This window comes from Marichromatium purpuratum 984, from assembly GCF_000224005.2.
Classification (GTDB): domain Bacteria; phylum Pseudomonadota; class Gammaproteobacteria; order Chromatiales; family Chromatiaceae; genus Marichromatium; species Marichromatium purpuratum.
On record NZ_CP007031.1, the window covers coordinates 373,764 to 391,320 of the forward strand.

The 17,557-nt window shown below is 68.1% G+C and carries 19 protein-coding genes; 8 read left to right on the forward strand and 11 right to left on the reverse strand.

Features of this window, described 5'->3' with window-relative positions; translation table 11 throughout:
- Positions 1-79 precede the first annotated feature (79 nt).
- From murA to MARPU_RS01750, 6 genes are read left to right on the forward strand one after another with little or no spacing between them, the layout of a single operon-like run.
- Positions 80-1,342 (forward strand): UDP-N-acetylglucosamine 1-carboxyvinyltransferase, encoded by a 1,263-nt coding sequence (gene murA, locus MARPU_RS01725; RefSeq protein ID WP_025275061.1) that lies wholly within the window; start codon positions 80-82, stop codon positions 1,340-1,342.
- A gap of 12 nt (positions 1,343-1,354) precedes the next feature.
- Entirely contained in the window at positions 1,355-2,005 is a 651-nt protein-coding gene (gene hisG, locus MARPU_RS01730; protein WP_005224474.1) for an ATP phosphoribosyltransferase, read from the forward strand.
- A 40-nt stretch (positions 2,006-2,045) separates the two neighbouring features.
- Complete coding sequence (gene hisD, locus MARPU_RS01735) at positions 2,046-3,356, forward strand: histidinol dehydrogenase (protein WP_005224473.1); 1,311 nt, start codon at positions 2,046-2,048, stop codon at positions 3,354-3,356.
- Between the two features lie 16 nt (positions 3,357-3,372).
- The gene (gene hisC / locus MARPU_RS01740) at positions 3,373-4,458 is read left to right on the forward strand and encodes a histidinol-phosphate transaminase (protein WP_005224472.1); all 1,086 of its coding nucleotides are present in this window, start codon (positions 3,373-3,375) and stop codon (positions 4,456-4,458) included.
- Positions 4,443-4,958, forward strand: a complete 516-nt coding sequence (locus tag MARPU_RS01745; protein WP_005224471.1) for a CIA30 family protein — start codon at positions 4,443-4,445, stop codon at positions 4,956-4,958. The genes hisC and MARPU_RS01745 overlap by 16 nt, the downstream gene beginning before the upstream one ends.
- Before the next feature lie 7 nt (positions 4,959-4,965).
- Positions 4,966-5,385: a YqaA family protein gene (locus tag MARPU_RS01750; RefSeq protein ID WP_005224470.1), complete on the forward strand. Its 420-nt coding sequence runs from the start codon at positions 4,966-4,968 to the stop codon at positions 5,383-5,385.
- Positions 5,386-5,395: 10 nt separating this feature from the next.
- On the opposite strand, the gene MARPU_RS01755 is transcribed toward MARPU_RS01750, so the two are convergent.
- The 10 genes from MARPU_RS01755 to MARPU_RS01800 form a co-directional block, all read right to left on the reverse strand.
- Positions 5,396-5,704, reverse strand: coding sequence for an AzlD domain-containing protein (locus MARPU_RS01755; protein WP_005224469.1), 309 nt, complete (start codon positions 5,702-5,704; stop codon positions 5,396-5,398).
- The gene (locus tag MARPU_RS01760) at positions 5,701-6,396 is read right to left on the reverse strand and encodes an AzlC family ABC transporter permease (protein ID WP_005224468.1); all 696 of its coding nucleotides are present in this window, start codon (positions 6,394-6,396) and stop codon (positions 5,701-5,703) included. Before MARPU_RS01760 ends, MARPU_RS01755 begins: the two co-directional genes overlap by 4 nt.
- 33 nt (positions 6,397-6,429) lie before the next feature.
- A complete protein-coding gene (locus MARPU_RS01765) occupies positions 6,430-7,296 on the reverse strand; it encodes an AraC family transcriptional regulator (RefSeq protein WP_025275062.1) in 867 nt (288 codons plus the stop codon).
- Positions 7,224-8,342 carry a GGDEF domain-containing protein gene (locus tag MARPU_RS01770; protein WP_005224467.1) on the reverse strand — a complete coding sequence of 373 codons (1,119 nt, stop codon included), beginning with the start codon at positions 8,340-8,342 and terminating at the stop codon, positions 7,224-7,226. Before MARPU_RS01770 ends, MARPU_RS01765 begins: the two co-directional genes overlap by 73 nt.
- Before the next feature lie 151 nt (positions 8,343-8,493).
- Positions 8,494-9,750: a DUF4857 domain-containing protein gene (locus MARPU_RS01775; RefSeq protein WP_005224466.1), complete on the reverse strand. Its 1,257-nt coding sequence runs from the start codon at positions 9,748-9,750 to the stop codon at positions 8,494-8,496.
- Positions 9,751-9,754: 4 nt separating this feature from the next.
- Positions 9,755-10,420 (reverse strand): hypothetical protein, encoded by a 666-nt coding sequence (locus MARPU_RS01780; RefSeq protein WP_005224465.1) that lies wholly within the window; start codon positions 10,418-10,420, stop codon positions 9,755-9,757.
- A gap of 1 nt (position 10,421) precedes the next feature.
- The gene (locus MARPU_RS01785) at positions 10,422-11,309 is read right to left on the reverse strand and encodes an ABC transporter ATP-binding protein (protein WP_005224464.1); all 888 of its coding nucleotides are present in this window, start codon (positions 11,307-11,309) and stop codon (positions 10,422-10,424) included.
- A 14-nt stretch (positions 11,310-11,323) separates the two neighbouring features.
- Positions 11,324-11,566, reverse strand: a complete 243-nt coding sequence (locus MARPU_RS01790) for a hypothetical protein (protein ID WP_005224463.1) — start codon at positions 11,564-11,566, stop codon at positions 11,324-11,326.
- A 55-nt stretch (positions 11,567-11,621) separates the two neighbouring features.
- On the reverse strand, positions 11,622-14,141 hold the full coding sequence (gene feoB, locus MARPU_RS01795; RefSeq protein ID WP_005224462.1) for a ferrous iron transport protein B: 2,520 nt from the start codon (positions 14,139-14,141) through the stop codon (positions 11,622-11,624).
- Positions 14,134-14,388: a FeoA family protein gene (locus tag MARPU_RS01800; RefSeq protein ID WP_005224461.1), complete on the reverse strand. Its 255-nt coding sequence runs from the start codon at positions 14,386-14,388 to the stop codon at positions 14,134-14,136. The genes feoB and MARPU_RS01800 overlap by 8 nt, the downstream gene beginning before the upstream one ends.
- A gap of 182 nt (positions 14,389-14,570) precedes the next feature.
- Between MARPU_RS01800 and MARPU_RS01805 the strand changes: the two genes are divergently transcribed.
- Entirely contained in the window at positions 14,571-14,888 is a 318-nt protein-coding gene (locus MARPU_RS01805; protein ID WP_005224460.1) for a hypothetical protein, read from the forward strand.
- A gap of 74 nt (positions 14,889-14,962) precedes the next feature.
- Positions 14,963-16,048: a DUF4198 domain-containing protein gene (locus tag MARPU_RS01810; protein ID WP_005224459.1), complete on the forward strand. Its 1,086-nt coding sequence runs from the start codon at positions 14,963-14,965 to the stop codon at positions 16,046-16,048.
- A 239-nt stretch (positions 16,049-16,287) separates the two neighbouring features.
- Here the strand turns inward: MARPU_RS01810 and rho are convergent, their stop codons facing one another.
- The gene (gene rho / locus MARPU_RS01815; RefSeq protein WP_005224458.1) at positions 16,288-17,544 is read right to left on the reverse strand and encodes a transcription termination factor Rho; all 1,257 of its coding nucleotides are present in this window, start codon (positions 17,542-17,544) and stop codon (positions 16,288-16,290) included.
- Between the last annotated feature and the right edge of the window lie 13 nt (positions 17,545-17,557).

Genomic DNA, 17,557 nt, shown 5'->3' on the forward strand with positions numbered 1-17,557 from the left:
GGCGGCGTGTCCGTCGCGATCGAAACAGAGTGAGGGGGCGGGCGCGAGCGTCTTCGTCCCTCAGGGGTTCGCCGAGACCATGGACAAGCTGCTGATTACCGGTGGGGCCAGACTCGATGGCGTGGTCCAGACCTCGGGGGCGAAGAACGCGGCGCTGCCGATCCTCGCCGCTACCCTGCTGGCCGACGCGCCGGTGACCTTGACCAATATCCCGCGCCTGCGCGATATCGCCACCACCCTGGAGCTGCTGGGGCGGATGGGTGCGGCGCTGCGTCGCGAGGGCGATCGGGTCGAGGTCGAGCCGCGCGCGCTGCACGACTTCGCCGCGCCCTACGAGCTGGTCAAGACCATGCGTGCCTCGATCCTGGTGCTCGGGCCGCTGCTCGCGCGCTATGGTCGTGCCGATGTCTCCTTGCCCGGCGGCTGCGCCATCGGCGCCCGTCCGGTCAACCTGCACATCGAGGGGCTGCGCGCGATGGGCGCCGAGATCACCGTCGAGGGCGGCTATATCCGCGCCCGCGCGTCTCGGTTGCGCGGTGCGCGGCTGGTGATGGAGATGGTCTCGGTCACCGGCACCGAGAACCTGATGATGGCCGCCGCCCTGGCCGAGGGCGAGACGGTGATCGAGAACGCCGCGCGCGAGCCCGAGGTGGCCGATCTCGGCGCCTTCCTCAATACCCTGGGGGCGCGCGTCGAGGGCGCCGGCAGCGACCGCATCCGCATCCAGGGTGTCGAGCGGCTCGGCGGCGGCACCCATCGGGTGATGCCCGATCGTATCGAGACCGGCACCTTCCTGGTCGCCGCGGCGATGACCGGGGGGCGGGTGCGGGTCGAGCGGACCTGTCCCGAGGCGCTCGACGCGGTGGTACAGAAGCTGCGCGAGGCCGGCGCCGAGGTCACGACCGGCGAGGACTGGATCGCTCTCGACATGCACGGTCGGCGCCCGCGCGCGGTCGACATCCATACCGCCCCACACCCCGGTTTCCCGACCGACATGCAGGCCCAGTTCTGTGCCCTCAACAGCATCGCCGAGGGGGTCGGCACGGTCACCGAGACCATCTTCGAGAACCGCTTCATGCACGTCCCCGAACTCGAGCGGATGGGCGCCGAGATCCGTATCGAGGGCAACACCGCGATCTGTCGCGGGGTCGGTCGGCTGACCGCCGCGCCGGTGATGGCCACCGATCTGCGCGCCTCGGCCGGTCTGGTACTGGCCGGTCTGGTGGCCGAGGGCGAGACCCTGGTCGATCGCCTCTACCACCTCGATCGCGGGTATGACAACATCGAAGCAAAGCTGCACGCCCTGGGCGCCGATCTGCGGCGGACCTCGGGCGCGGACTAGGATCGCGACACCATGACAGCGAACACCCCCCTGACCATCGCCCTGTCCAAGGGCCGTATCTTCGAGCAGACCCTGCCGCTGCTGGCCCATGCCGGGATCCATCCGCTGGATGATCCGGAGCGCAGCCGCAAGCTGATCCTCGAGACCACGGACGCGCGGGTGAAGTTCGTCATCATCCGCGCCAGTGACGTCCCCACCTATGTCCAGTACGGCGCCGCCGATCTCGGCGTCGCCGGCAAGGACGTGCTGCTCGAGCACGGCGGCGAGGGGCTCTACGAGCCACTCGACCTGCGCATCGCCCGCTGCCGGCTGATGGTCGCCGGGCTGCCCGACAGCGCGCCGCCGACCAACCGGCGCATGCGCATTGCCACCAAGTATGTGCGCAGCGCCGAGCGCTATTACGCCGCCAAGGGCGAGCAGGTCGACATCATCAAGCTCTACGGCTCGATGGAGCTGGCCCCGCTGGTCGGGTTGGCCGATCGCATCGTCGACCTCGTCGAGAGCGGCAACACGCTCAAGGCCAATGGTCTGGTGCCGCTCGAGCACATCAGCGACATCAGCTCGCGGCTGGTGGTCAACAAGGCCGCCTGGAAGATGAAGCATGCCGCGGTCAATGGGCTGCTCGAGAGCCTGCGCGAGGCGCTGGCGGACAACCAGAACTGAATCCTATGGGGTCCGTGGCGACGGACCGGGAGTGACATCCGTGACCGAGATCCAACGTCTTGACACCACCGACGCCGACTACCGGGAGCGGCTCGACGGCCTCCTGGCCTGGGAGTCGGTCTCCGACGATCGCGTCCAGCAGACGGTCGCCGAGATCATCCGCGAGGTGCGCGCGCGCGGCGACGCGGCGCTGATCGATTACACCGCTCGTTTCGACCGCTGGTCGCCGGCCGCCGCCGCCGACCTGGAGATCCCGCGTGCGCGTCTGGCCACCGCCTGGGAGCGTATCCCCGCAGCGCAGCGCGAGGCGCTGGAGCAGGCCGCCGCGCGCATCCGTGCCTATGCCGAGCACCAGCGCGTCGAATCGTGGAGCTTCGAGGAGGCCGACGGCACCCTGCTCGGTCAGCAGGTCACGCCGCTCGATCGCGCCGGGCTCTACGTCCCCGGCGGCAAGGCGGCCTATCCCTCCTCGGTGCTGATGAACGCCATCCCGGCCAAGGTCGCCGGGGTCGCCGAGCTGATCATGGTGGTGCCGACCCCGGATGGCGAACTCAACGAGCTGGTGCTCGCCGCCGCGTATGTCGCCGGGGTCGATCGCGCCTTCGCCATCGGTGGCGCCCAGGCGGTGGCCGCGCTCGCCTACGGCACCGAGTCGGTACCGCCGGTCGACAAGGTCGTCGGCCCCGGCAACATCTATGTCGCCACCGCCAAGCGTGCGGTGTTCGGCCAGGTCGGTATCGACATGGTCGCCGGTCCCTCCGAGATCCTGGTGGTGTGCGACGGCCACACCGATCCCGACTGGATCGCCATGGACCTCTTCTCCCAGGCCGAGCACGACGAGGATGCGCAGTCGATCCTGGTGAGCTGGGACCGCGACTTCCTCGACCGCGTGGCGGCTAGCATCGAGCGGCTGCTGCCGACCATGGAGCGCGCCGAGATCATCGCCACCGCGCTGCGCGCCCGGGGTGCGCTGATCGCCGCGCGTGACCTCGACGACGCCATCGCGGTGGCCAACCAGATCGCCCCCGAGCACCTCGAGCTGTCGCTGGCCGATCCGCAGGCGGTGGTCGGGCGCATCCGTCACGCCGGCGCCATCTTCATGGGTCGCTATACCGCCGAGGCCCTGGGTGACTACTGCGCCGGCCCCAATCACGTGCTGCCGACCTCGCGTACCGCGCGCTTCTCCTCGCCGCTGGGGGTCTACGACTTCCAGAAGCGCTCGAGCCTGATCATGGCCTCGGCCGCTGGTGCCGCCACGCTCTCGCGCACCGCCTCGGTGCTGGCGCGTGGCGAGGGCCTGACCGCGCACGCGCGCTCGGCCGAGTATCGCGGCGAGGACGCCGCCGAATAGCCTCTGGTGGCGTGACATGACCACGGTGATCGATGCGTTGGTCCGCCCCGAGATCCAGGCCATACCGGCCTATCGGGTCGCGGCGGCGGACGGGATGATCAAGCTCGACGCGATGGAAAATCCCTACGGCTGGCCCGATGAGTTGAAGGCGGAATGGCTCGAGACCCTGCGCGGGCTCGACCTCAATCGCTATCCCGACCCCAACGGCGAGGCGCTGCACACGGCGCTGCGCGAGACCATGGGGATCGGCCCCGAGTTCGAGCTGTTGCTCGGCAACGGCTCCGACGAACTCATCCAGATGCTGGCGATGACCGTCGGCGGCCCCGGACGGCGGCTGCTGTCGCTCGATCCGGGGTTCGTGATGTACCGTCAGATCGCCCAGTGCGCGGGCATGGAGTACGTCGGGGTGCCGCTGCGCGCCGACTTCGCCATCGACCTGCCGGCGGTGCTCGCAGCGATCGAGCGTGAGCGCCCGGCACTGATCTTCCTCGCCTATCCCAACAACCCCACCGGCAACCGCTTCGACTCCGAGGACATGGTGCGCATCATCGAGGCCGCCCCCGGCCTGGTGGTGGTCGACGAGGCCTATGCGCCCTTCACCGACACCAGCTTCCTCGGTCTGCTCGGCGACTGGCCCAATCTGCTGGTGATGCGCACCGTCTCGAAGATGGGGCTGGCCGGGCTGCGTCTGGGCTATCTGGTGGGGCCGCGCGACTGGCTGTCGCAGATCGACAAGACCCGGCTGCCCTACAACATCAACGTCCTCACCCAGGTCTCGGCGGTGTTTGCGCTGCGTCACAAGGCGCTGTTCGACGCCCAGACCCGGGCGATCCGCGAGGAACGCGCGCGGCTGTTCGCGGCGCTCGCCACGCTCGACGGCCTGCACCCCTATCCGAGCGAGGCCAACTTCATCCTCGTGCGTACCCCCAGGGGGCGCGCCGGTGGTCTGTTCTCGGCGCTGTGCGAGCGCGGCGTGCTGGTGAAGAACCTCGACGGCAGCGATCCGGCCCTCGCCGACTGTCTGCGCATCACCGTCGGTACCCCGGAGGAGAACGCGGTGCTCGTCGATGCGCTGCGCTCGGCACTGTGCGCGAGCGGCTGATCGACGACTTCGGTGCCGCCGATGGCCGTTCGTGTCTCGGCACCCGCTGGCGGCTGGTCGCCGATCAGGTGATGGGCGGGCGCTCGCAGGGCGCTCACTGGTACGGCGAGGCGGACGGTCGGCGGGTGCTGTGCATGCGCGGCGCGGTGAGCCTGGCCGAGGGTGGTGGTTTCCTCCAGCTGTTGCTGCCGCTTGCCGCGTCGGGGACGCTGGATGCCGGTGACTTCACCGGGGTCTGGCTGCGGGTGCGCGGCAACGGTGAGGATTACAACCTCCATCTCAAGAGCGACGCGCTGCACCACCCCTGGCAGTCCTATCGCGCGGGATTCACCGCGACCCCGGTGTGGCGCACCTGCCATCTGCCCTTCGCCGCGTTCAGGCCGCACCGTATCGATCGTCCGCTCGACCCGCGTCGGCTGACCCGGCTCGGCGTGGTCGCCATCGGTCGGGCCTTCGAGGCCGAACTCTGTCTCGACGCCATCGGGCTCTATCGCGACTGATCGCGTCGTGATCGCAGGCTATCTGCTGCTCTTCGTCTCGGCCTTCCTTGCCGCGACCCTGTTGCCGGCCTCCTCCGAAGTTACCCTCTATGCGCTGTTGCAGGCCGGGGCCACGCCCTGGCTGCTGCTGCTCGTCGCCACCCTCGGCAACACCCTGGGGTCGTTGCTCAACTGGTGGCTGGGGCGGGCGCTGTTGCGTTTTCAGGGGCGGCGCTGGTTCCACTTCACCCCGGCGCAGATCGCCGCCGCGCAGACACGCTTCGCCCGCTACGGGGTGTGGACCCTGCTGTTTGCCTGGGCGCCGCTGGTCGGTGACGCCCTGACCCTGGTCGCCGGGGTGATGCGGGTGCCGCTGCGCCTGTTTCTGCCGCTGGTCGCGCTCGGCAAGGGCGCACGCTATGCGCTGATCCTGTGGCTGGCGGGCTGAGCGCCTGTCGCTACCACAGCCGCAATAGGAAGTAGAGCGCCATGCTCAGGGTGACGGTGAGCAGCACCCGGTGGGTGCGCCAGGCGAGCAGCGCGGCCAGGGTGGCGGCGGCGAGCTCGGGGAGGGCGAGGGCGAACCGGCCGGGCTCGCCGTGGATGAACACCACCGGGCCCCAGATCGCGGTGAGCACCGCCGGGCCGGCATAGCGCAGCATGCCGCGCAGATGGCGGTTGAGCCGCAGCGGCAGCGCCGGTTCGAGGAACAGATAGCGGCTGGCGAAGATCACCAGGGTGAGGGCGAGCAGATCGAACAGGCTCATGGCGCCACCTGCTCGGTGACATAGCCCGCGCCCATCCCCGCCAGCGCGGCGAGCACCAGGCCGCCGGGAAGCCCCAGATGGGCGGCGAGCACCGCCACCACCAGTGCGCTCAGCGCCGCGACCCACAGTGCTCGGTCGATCAGGTTGGGCACGACGATGGCGATGAAGGTCGCCGCCACCGCGAACTCCAACCCCAGACCCTCGATCCCGGGCAGGGTCTCGCCCATCACTACCCCGACCAGGGTGGCCAGGTTCCACACCAGATAGAAGACCAGTCCGGCGCCGAGCATGTACCAGCGGTCGAAGGCGGGGGCGTCGTGACGGGTGCAGACGGCAAACAGCTCGTCGGTGAGGAGAAAGCCCAGCGGCAGGCGCCAGCGCAGCGGCAGCGTGCCGACCCGGTCACGCAGGCTGAGACCGTAGAGCAGGTGTCGGGCGGTGATGAAGGCGGTGGCCAGCAGCATGGCGGCGAGCGAGGCGCCGTCCTGGCCCATGCCGATCACCACCAGCTGGACCGCGCCGGCGAACAGGATCAGCGACAGCGCCTGTCCCTCCAGTGGCGAGAGTCCGGCGCTGACGGCATAGGAGCCGGCGAGCAGTCCCCAGGGAACGACTGCCAGACAGAGTGGCGCGATCGCCACCGCGCCGCGCGCGAGACGTCTGCCGGGGTGGGGGAGTGGTGCTGCGTTCATGCGGTTTCTGGCGTTGCCGTGGAGCGCTCGAGCCTAGCGCTCGCGCGGCGGCGGCGTCTTGTACGTTCTTGCGCGGTACTGGGCCAGATACTGCCCCGGGGTGATGCCGCGGGCGCGCTTGAAGTGGCGGTGCAGGTGACTCTGGTCGTGGAAGCCTGCGGCGCAGGCCGCCGCGCCGATCGTCGCGCCCTGGCGCAGCAGCGCGGCGGCCCGCCTGAGCCTGACCTGGATCTGATAGGCGTGCGGTGGCAGGCCGTAGCGACGGTGGAAACCGCGTACCAGGTGCGCGGGGCTGCAGTCGGCGAGTCGGGCCAGCTCGGCGAGCGGGAGTTCCGCCTCGGGGGTCTGTGCGAGCCGGTCACGAACCCTCGCCAGCCCGCGCTCGGCGGGTAACGCGCCCGGCGTGGTGCGCATGCCGGCATGGGTTCGCATCAGTTGTGCGAGAGTGTCGTGGAGTGCGGTGTCGCGTGCGAGCCGATCGGTGGACTGCTCGAGCAGCGCGAAGAGCAGCCGCAGCCGCTGCGCCAGCGCGGGATCATGCACCACGGGGGAGCGGAACCAGGGGGCGCGGCGACCTGCCTGGCCGAGTGCGCTCCAGACCTGCTCGAACTGCTCGGGCGTGGGGTAGAGTGCGCGATAGGCCCAGCCTCCGGCGGTGGCGGCGTGTCCGGTGTGGATGGTGTCGGCGTTGACCAGGATGATGCTGTCGGTCGGGGCGAGATGATCGGCGCCGGCGTTGAAGAAGGCCTCGGTGCCGCGCTCGACCAGGGCGATGCTGTAGCCGGCATGGGCATGACGTGAGAAACGCTGGTGAAGGTAGTTCGCGCTTAGTCGTTCGAGTCCGCCGAGTTCGTCGCCGACGCTGAAGTGGACGGATTCTGCGGATGGGCGCCGAGACATGGGAGGGTTGGCTGGTGCGCGGTGTTGCCGTCGTGTCGGTTGTCGGCGGAGGGGCAGGGCGAACGTCTGGTCTCGCAGTGTAGCAGTGTCTGTCGCTGCTTGCGGTAGTGGGGGTCGAGTTCACTCCAGGCGATGCAGCCGTTGCGCCCGTTGGCCTTGATCCAGTAGAGGGCGTCGTCGGCGCGCTTGACGATCTCCTGTGGGTCGCGGGGTGGTGCGAACTGGGGTTGCGGCTGCTGCTCGCCGACCACGGTGTAGCCGATGCTGACGGTCACCTGGATATGGGTGCAGGCATTGAGCCGGATCGGGTCGCGGTGCAGTCGCGCGCGCAGTTGCGCCAGTCGGGCGCAGGCGTCCTCGGGGGAGATGCGGTGCATGATCAGCGCGAACTCCTCGCCGCCGATCCGTGCCAGTACGTCGTCGGTGCGGGTGTCGGCGCGGAGGATGCCGGCGAGTCGCGCGAGCACCCGGTCGCCACCGAGATGGCCGTAGGTGTCGTTGATCCGCTTGAAGTGGTCGATGTCGAGGATGGCGAAGGTGAAGGGCTCGCCGCTGCGATGATGGTGCTCGAAGCAGTCGGCGATCCGCTCCCAGAAGAAACGCGCGTTGTAGAGCCCGGTGAGCTTGTCGGTGACCGCCTCGATGCGCAGCTCGGCATTGAGCGCGCGGATACGCTCGGCCTGGCTGCCGATATCGCGCTCGCGCTGCTCGATGGCGCGTCGCATCCACAGGATCTCGCGCTTGAGCCGGTTGAGCTCGTTCTCGTCGTCGGGGTCGTGTGGCTGCTCGGCCGTCGGCAGAGGGACGGCGTAGTTGCCACGCTTGAGTCCCTCGAGTGCGTTGCCGATCTGGTGCAGATCGCGCAGACAGATCCAGGGCAGCAGCAGTGGGTTGAGGGTGAAGGCGGTGACCAGGGTCATCAGCGCGAACACCAGCAGTGGACCGAGCTGCTCGGCGCCCATGATCAGCGGACCGAAGAGGGCGCTGCCGAGGCCGAGGGTGAGGGTCTGGGCGCACATGATCCGGGCGCCGATCTTGAGCTGCATCGAGGGCTGTCAGGTCATCGGGAATGGTTCGATGATACCATTTGATAGGAAATGATATTCGTTATCATTTAAAAGCTGTGACCTGGTCGTGATGACGGCGCTCGACCGTCATCACGATCGGCACACCGCAGACCTTGAGAGCGTGCCGCCCTCAGTGCGCTCGACTGGGAGGCCCGGGGATCAGCAGCAGCGCCGCCAGCCCGTAGAGACCGGTGAGACCGACCAGCAGCAGCTCGGCGCCGGCCTGGGCCGGTTGGGGGCGGTGTCGTTTCAGTCGGACGAGGGTGAGTAGCAGCGCGAGACCGATGCCGAAGAGCGCACTCGGTCCGTGTGGTCGTGGCATGAGTTGCAGGTAGCGCTGATCGGGATCGTGCAGCGCCAGCTCGAAGGGGACCAGGGCCTCCCAGATCCGCTCGCCGACTCCCTCGCGGTGTGTCGTCATCGCGCGCCGGTGGCTGGCGATCGGTTGCCACTGGTGATCCATGACCACGGCCTGGATCTGTTGTTGATCGCTGTAGATCGCGGTGCGGTGGAGTGGGTCGAAGAGGATCTTCAGTGCCATCCGGTCGGGCTGGTAGCCGGGCAGCTCGAGCGGAACCAGTCCGTAGTCGGCCTCGCGCAGCAGCAGCAGACGGTCGTCGCGGGTGAGCAGGATGCCGAGGATCTCGCGGCGCTTGTTCTCGGTCACCTTGAGATGACGGATCTCGACCCCGACGGGAAGCGGCACCCGGTCCACCCGGGGCTGGCCGTCGACCCGACGTAGATGGAACAGCGCGCCCTGCGCGTCGAGCAGGAAGTGACCGGCGTCGAAGGCCTTGAGGATCGACACCCGAGCGAAGGTCGCCTGTACCGGGAAGCGAAAACCGGCCTCGGCCAGGGTGTTGGTGAAGCGCTCGCTGAGTTCCGGGTCGCGGCGGTTGTGGTCGCTGTCGATGAAGGTCAGCTCGTTGCCGGGACGCACCACGTTCTCGGGGAAGCGCAGCCGTGCCCGCCCCGGGTTCGACTCCAGCAGCGGGTAGAGCGCGATGCGCGGGGCGTGCTCCGGCAGCTCGCGTGGTTTGAGTTCGAGCACCTGACGCTCGGCGACGATCGTCTCGCGGTCGAAGCGCTGACCGGCCAACGCCAGCGGCAGGCGTCCCCACAGCTCCATGTTCTTGTAGTAGATGAAGGGGATCAGGGTCTCGAAGGTGCGGCGATCGTAGTCGGTGCCGTTCTCGTCGCGATAGACGAACTGGTGGCCGGGGCCGAGTTGTTCGGTATAGACGAAACGCTCGATCACCGGGCTGTAGAACAGCCGGGTCTTGCCGAGACGCTGCTCGGCGAGCAGCCCGTGGAGCTGGGGCAGCCACACCGCGAGCAGAAAGACGGTGAGCAGGAGGAGTGCCCAGCGGGCGAGTCTGGCGGTCATCGACTCAATTCCGGTGACGATAGCGGTGGACGGGCAGTACGACGGCCGGCAGCAGCAACAGCGAGGCCCCCGTCAGCCAGGGCAGGATGCGGTCGTATTCCTGATAACCCTGGTGGCGATAGAGCAGCGCGAGCAGCGCGGCCCCGAGTGCGAGGTTGATCAGGCGCCGGCCAGGCACCGGCTCCAGCAGCGCCAGGGTGGTGGCGAGATAGGCGACCCAGCCGCCGAGCAGCCAGGGCAGGGCGGTGAGCAGGGCGCTGAACGCCGCCTCGTGCGGGAACCACAGCCCGACCAGGGTATAGAGCGCGGCGGCGTCGAGCAGTGCCAGTGCGCCGCCGAGCGCGGCACCGATACCGACCCAGGCGAGCACCAGCAGCTCGGTGCGCAGCGGCAGGTGTAGCGACAGCCGCAGCCGCCCGGCGAGCATCTCCGGCCCGAACTGGGCGACGGCGAGCGCCGCGCCGGTGATCGCGGGCAGGTACTGCAGCTGGGTATGGAGCAGACGGCGCAGCTCGAAGGCCCAGTACCAGACCATCTCCGAGTGTTCGATGCGGAACTGGTGGCGCAGTGCGAGCAGCAGCTGGGCGAGTAGCGCGAGATGGATCAGCAGCGCGGCGACCCACACCCAGCGCAGCTTCAGCCATTCCTTGAGAACGATGGCGCGGAGCATGTCAGTACTTCCCGGTCAATCCGATGAAGGCGTCCTCGAGCGTCATCGGCAGCACCTCGCCGAGCCGCGCACCGGGCCACTGCTCGGCCAGCCGAGCCGCGATTCGGTCGCGTTCGGCGAAGCTGTAGAGACGCGGTTGGCGGCCGTGCAGGTCGAGGTTACGGATCAACCGGTCGGTGGGCGGTGGCGGTTGTTCGCCGGGGGTGAGCGCGAAGCAGCGGAAGTCGCGACGGAAGTCGGCCAGCGGCATCTGCAGCAGCTCGCCGCCGCGTTGCAGAAAGATCACCTCGTCGACCAATTCCTCCATGTCCTGCACCACGTGCGAGGTGAGAAAGACGGTGCGCTCGCCCGCGTCGAGATAGCGCGCCAGATAGTCGAGGAACAGCCGTCGGTAACCGGCGTCGAGCCCCATCGAGTAGTCGTCGAGGATCATCAGCTCGGGGTCTTGGGCAAAGATCAGCCCGAGGACCACCTGTGAGCGCTGACCGCACGACATGTTGGCGATGCGGTGGTCGCGCGGCAGCTGCATGCGATCGACCAGGTCGTAGTAACGTTCATGACGCCAGTTCGGGTAGAACGGGCGATAGAAGCGCTCGATCTGCTCGATGGTCATGAAGTCGTAGGCCAGGTGGCCCTCGAACAGCAGTCCGATCCGTGCCCGGGTGGCCGGGGAGAGCGCGTGCGAGTCCTCGCCGAGCACCCGGCAATGACCGCCGGCGGGGCGCTGGAAGCCCATCAGCAGCCGGATCAGGGTGGTCTTGCCGACCCCGTTCTTGCCCAGCAGGGCGACGACCTTGCCGCGTGGGACGCGGAACTCGAGGTCGCGATAGAGGGTGCGGCGCCCATAGTGGTGGGTGAGGCCGGAGACCTCGATGGCGGTGTCGCTCATCCTTGGGAGGGCGCTCAGCGACGGCCCTGGCCGATGCGTGGTGGTGTCACCCGGGGCGGCGCGGTGGTGGCGCAGCCGCCACCCTTGCCCTTGCCCGAGCAGCCGCCACAGCGACCGCGGTTGGCCCACAGGGTGCGGTAGAGATAGTAGAGCGCTGCGCCGAGCGCGATCAGCGGGATGAGGCTGTCGGCCCAGCCGAGCGCGTTGCCGGCGGCGACCACCGTCGCGGCGCTGCTGTCGGTTGCGGTCTCTTGCATGCGGTGCTCCGTGGTCTGCGAATGGGGGCGGCCGGGGCGCGGCCCCGGCCCCCGGTCAGCCGTGTTCGGGTGCGGTGGTCAGGGCGACGGGGCGTCTCCGGCCCGGCCCGGTGAACAACCCGAGCAGCAACAGCAGCGCGAGCGCGCCGAAGTAGGTCCAGCTCATCATCTCGATCCCCGAGGAGCCGGTGACGATACCGATGGTGTAGACCGCGCTGGCCACACCGAGCCCGAGCAGTGTCGGGAAGACGATCGAGAACAGCATCCACTTGTAGGAGCCGGTCTGGACCTTGACCATCACCGTGGTGGCGAGACAGGGCGGGTAGAGCGCGAAGAACAGGATCACCGCCACCGCGGTGAGTGCGGTGGCGCCGCCGGCGCGGGTCTCCTCGCCCATGCGTTGCTCGAGCGTGGCGTTCTGGTCCTCGTCCTGCTGGAACAGCACCCCGAGGGTGGCGACGCTGCTCTCGCGCGCGGCGAAGGAGGAGAGCAGGGCGACGTTGATCTTCCAGTCGAAGCCGGCGAACTGGGTCACCGGCTCCATGCCGCGCCCGATGATGCCGAGGATCGAGCTGGTGATGCGCTCCTCCTTCATCTCGCGGCGCAGCGACTTGCGCGCCGAGCTGAGCTTGCGCAGCTGCCGGCTCGCTTGGCGGGCGTCGCGATCGCCCTTGGGCGGCGCGACCAGCGGGAAGTAGTCGGGGTTGCGTCGCTCGAAGCGTGCCTTGACCGCGCGTGAGCCCTCGGCCCCGGAGGCATTGAGCTTGGCGCGCTTGTAGTCGTTGTAATAGTTGAGCAGCGGGGTGATGTGCTCGGGGCTGGCGACCCAGTCATAGGCGTTGCCCGCCATCGCCTGCTCGAAGTTGCTCACCGCCGCGCGACCGCGCTCCTCGAAGTCGGCCATGCGGGTGTCGGAGAGTCCGGGCAGGTGCAGCAGGGTGAAGACCACCACTGCCACCGCGATGACGATGGTGCCGACCTTCTTGATGTAGAGCCAGGTGCGATCGATGGCGCGACGCAGCACGCCACCGAGGGTCGGCAGGTGATAGGCCGGCAACTCCATGACGAAGGGGGAGGTCTCCTCGCCGCGCAGTACGGTACGGGTGAGCAGCTTGGCCACCAGCAGCGCGAAGATGATGGTCATGGTCGAGATGTAGAACATCATCAGCGCCTTGTGCTCGACGAAGAAGATCCCGAGCAGCAGGGTGTAGAGCGGCACCTTGGCCAGACAGTTCATGAAGGGCACGGTGAGGATGGTGGCCATCCGTGCGCGGTTGTCGGGGATGCCCTTGGTGGCCATCACCCCGGGCACCGCACAGCCGCCGGCGAATACCCCGGCGAGGATGAAGGGCAGGGTACTCTGGCCGTGCAGCCCGAAGCGGTGCAGCACCTTGTCGAGGATGAAGGCGATGCGCGCCATGTAGCCCGAGTCCTCGAGCACCGCGATCAGCGCGAAGAGGATGAGGAAGATCGGCACATAGTTGAGCAGGGTGTTGGCCGAGTCGACCAGCCACAGCCCGAGCGCGCGGGTGTAGGGATCGACCAGGAAGCCGGCATCGGGCAGTACCCCGGCGACCAGCTCGCGCATCCCGGCGAGCAGCGGCCAGGTGTAGTTGGTCAGCTCGTAGCCCCAGACGATCGCCACCTGATAGATCAGGAACACGGTGAGCACCAGGAAGGCCGGCGCGGCGAGACGGTTGAGCAACACGCGGTCGATGCGCTCGGTCAGGGTGGTGCGCGGACGGTCCTCGCGTCGCTCGACCACGCCCTCGAGCAGTTGCCCGACGCTCTGGTCGCGACAGGCCGCGAGATGGTCGGCGACATCGAGTCGCGCCTGGGTCTCGAAGTCGCGGCGCCGCCGCGCCGCCTCCTGGAGCAGGGCCTCGGCCTGTGGTGCGGGCAGACGCTCGCGCAGCTGACGCTGCGCCTGGGCGTCGTCCTCGAGCAGCTTGAGCGCGAGCCAGCGCGCGGGCACGGCGGCCAGCTCCGGGGTGGTGGTCGTGTGCTCGACGAGTGCGCCGATCGCCGGTTCCAGCTCGCCGTAGTCGACCGCGGCGGCGGTCTCGCGGTGATCGCACGCACGCGCGCGAATCGCCCCGCGCAGCGCCTCGCGCCCCTCGGCCTTGCGCCCGACGGTGGGGATCACCGGGACATCGAGTCGTGCGGCCAGGCGCTGCGGGTCGATCTCCAGCCCGCGCCCGGCGGCGACGTCCATCATGTTCAGCGCCAGCACCAACGGCAGCTCCATCTCCTGGAGCTGCAGGGTGAGGTGCAGCGAACGGCGCAGGTTGGAGCCGTCGACCACGTTGACGACGACGTCCGGGCGCTCCTGGATGAGGAAGTCGCGCGCCACCCGTTCCTCCAGCGAGAAGGAGGTCAGGCTGTAGGTGCCGGGCAGGTCGACGATGCGTACCCGGCCCTCGGTGTCGCCGTACTGGCCGTACTTCTTGTCGACCGTCACCCCGGGGTAGTTGGCGACGTGCTGGCGCGCCCCGGTGAGGGCGTTGAACAGGGTCGACTTGCCGGCGTTCTGCTGACCGGCGAGGGCGACCAGCAGGTCTCTGCGCTCAGTCATCGTCGCCGACCTCGATGGTGGCTGCCTCCTGACGGCGCAGGGTGACGTTGGTCGCCTCCAACTGCAGTTCGATGGGGTCGTTCAGTGGCGCGCTGCGCACCAGCACCACCTCGACGTTCGGCATCAGTCCCAGGTCCATGAGGCGCTGGCGCACGGCGCCACGGGCGTGGTGACGACGGATGCGCGCGCGATGGCCGGGATGCATGTCGTTGAGGGTGCGGTGGGGGCAGTTCGGTCGGTTCGGCATGGCGAGGCCTTGAGCAGTACGAGCGGGCTGAAGGCGGAATTCTAGACTTATTGATGCCATAGCGCAAATGATAAAGATTAGCGTTTGCGCGATTATGTCCTCTTGGGGTAAGGTTTCTCGCGCCCCGAATCGACCGGGATGCCGATCCCGGCGACGACGAAAATCGCAATCTGGAGAGTTCGATGCGCAAGATCCTGCCGCCACTGACGCTGCTTGCAGCCACCCTGGTCGCCACCCCGGCCCTGGCCCACACGCCGCTGTGCTCCTGCTACGACAACGGTGACGGTACCGTCTTCTGCGAGGGCGGATTCTCCGATGGCTCCTCTGCCTCCGGGGTGGCGATCCGCGTGCTCGATGCCGGCGGCAATGCCGTCATTGAGGGGGAGATGACCGAGGACAGCGAGTTCGAGTTCGACAAGCCCGATGGCGAGTACAAGGTGGTGTTCGACGCCGGTCCCGGTCACGAGATCGAGATCGACGGCGAGGACATCGTCGAGTAAAGGCCGCCGCGTCGGCCCCCGATCGCCGCGCTGGACACAGCATCCCGCTTTCTGACACCGGAACCCTACCCACGATGATGAAGACTCCTCTCGCACTCATTGCCTCGACCGCCGCACTCGGTCTCGGCGCCGGCGCCGCCCAGGCGCACTTCCAGCTGCTCTACACTCCCGAGACCATGCTCGAGTCGCCGGCCGAGGTCGATCTCAAGCTGGTGTTCGGGCACCCGATGGAGAACGGCCACGCCATGGACATGGGCGAGCCGCTCGATTTCTTCGTCCAGTTCAAGGATCAGCGCATCGATCTCAAGGACGCGTTGCAGCCGATCACCTGGCAGGGTGCTCACAATCAGGCCAAGGCCTATCAGGCGACCTACAAGGTCCGTCGCAACGGTGACTATGTCTTCGCTGTGGTGCCCGCGCCCTATTACGAGGGGAGCGAGGACATCTATATCCAGCAGATCACCAAGTCCTACCTGAACAAGGGCGCGATGCCCACCAACTGGAACGAGCCGCTCGGCCTGCCCACCGAGATCGTGCCGCTGAACAAGCCCTATCAGGTGTTCGCCGGTGGCACCTTCACCGGTCAGCTGCTCGCCGACGGTCAGCCGGTGGCCGGCGCCGAGTGCGAGATCGAGTACATCAACACCGAGATCGACATGGACGCCAACGCCTTCGGCGAGGACACCCTGGGTACGGTGCCGGCCACCGCGATCGTCGCCATCACCGACGGCGACGGGCGCTTTACCTTCGGCATCCCGACGCCCGGAATGTGGGGGTTCGCCTGCCTCGGTAGCGGTCCCGACAAGGAGCACGAGGGCAAGGAGCTGTCGCAGGACGCGGTGATCTGGGTCGAGGCGCGTCCTCTGGAGGTCGGTGCGTCGGCCGTCGAGGAAGCGGTGAGCGAGCAGGTCGAGGCAGTCGAGGCGGCAGTCGAGGTGGTTGACGCCGAGGCCTTCGATCGCGAACTGAGCCTTCAGCAGCGACGTGACGTGCAGGCCGCGCTGCGTGAGCTGGGCGTCTATGCCGGTGGCGTCGACGGTAACTTCGGTCCGCGCACGCGCGAGGCGCTGAAGGTCTTCCAGCGGGTGCGTGAGCTGCCGGCCAATGGCTTGGTCGATGCCGCGGTACTCGAGGTGCTGAGCCGAGTCGGCACCAACTGAGTTGTTTCGCCGGACGCGCGGGGGGGCGGGTTCGGCGGGCATCTCCATCGCCCCGGTTCGGCCTCGTGCCGGGCCGGGGCGATGTCTTTTCGGGATCCGTGCCCTGGCGTCCGTCGGCGCGGTATGTCTGATGACGGAGCAGGGGGAGAGATGGGGCGGTGCGGGATGTGGCGGACGCGCGGGCGATGGCGCGACGGTGACGCCGCGCGCCTGGCGTACTCGGGGCGAGCTGCGGTCGTTCAGCCCTTCATCGAGGAGAAGAACTCGTCGTTGGTCTTGGTCGCCTTGAGCTTGTCGAAGAGGAACTCCATGGCCGCCAGTTCATCCATCGGGTGCAGGATCTTGCGCAGGATCCACATCTTCTGCAGTTCCGCCGGGCCCATCAGCAACTCCTCGCGGCGGGTGCCGGAGCGGTTGATGTTGATCGCCGGGAAGATACGGCGCTCGGCGATGCGGCGATCCATGTGGATCTCCATGTTGCCGGTGCCTTTGAACTCCTCGTAGATCACGTCGTCCATGCGCGAGCCGGTGTCGACCAGCGCGGTGGCGATGATGGTGAGGCTGCCGCCTTCCTCGACGTTGCGCGCGGCGCCGAAGAAGCGCTTGGGGCGCTGCAGCGCGTTGGCGTCGACACCACCGGTGAGCACCTTGCCCGAGGAGGGCACCACGGTGTTGTAGGCGCGCGCCAGACGGGTGATGGAGTCGAGCAGGATAACCACGTCCTTCTTGTGCTCGACTAGTCGCTTGGCCTTCTCGATCACCATCTCGGCGACCTGGACGTGACGCGTGGCCGGCTCGTCGAAGGTCGAGGAGATGACCTCGCCACGCACCGAGCGGGCCATCTCGGTGACCTCTTCCGGGCGCTCGTCGATGAGCAGCACGATCAGGTAGCAATCGGGGTGGTTGTGACCGATCGACTGGGCGATGTTCTGCAGCATCATGGTCTTACCGGCCTTGGGCGGCGAGACGATGAGGCCGCGCTGACCCTTGCCGATGGGGGCGACCAGGTCGATGGTGCGGGCGGTGATGTCCTCGGTGCTGCCGTTGCCGACCTCGAGGGTGAGCCGCTCCTGAGCGAACAGCGGGGTGAAGTTCTCGAACAGGATCTTCGACTTGGCGTTCTCGGGGCGATCGAAGTTGATGTCCGAGACCTTGAGCAGGGCGAAGTAGCGCTCGCCGTCCTTGGGCGGACGGATCTTGCCCGAGATGGTGTCGCCGGTGCGCAGCGCGAAGCGACGAATCTGGCTGGGGGAGACATAGATGTCGTCGGGGCCAGCGAGATAGGAGGCGTCGGCCGAGCGCAGGAACCCGAATCCGTCCTGCAGGATCTCGAGCACGCCGTCGCCGTAGATGTCCTCGCCACGCTTGGCCTGTGCCTTGAGGATGGCGAAGATCAGGTCCTGCTTGCGAGAGCGTCCGACACCCTCGATGTCCATCGATTGGGCAAGGGCAACCAGCTCGGGTACAGGCGTCTTCTTGAGTTCGGTTAGATTCATCACGGTTATCGTT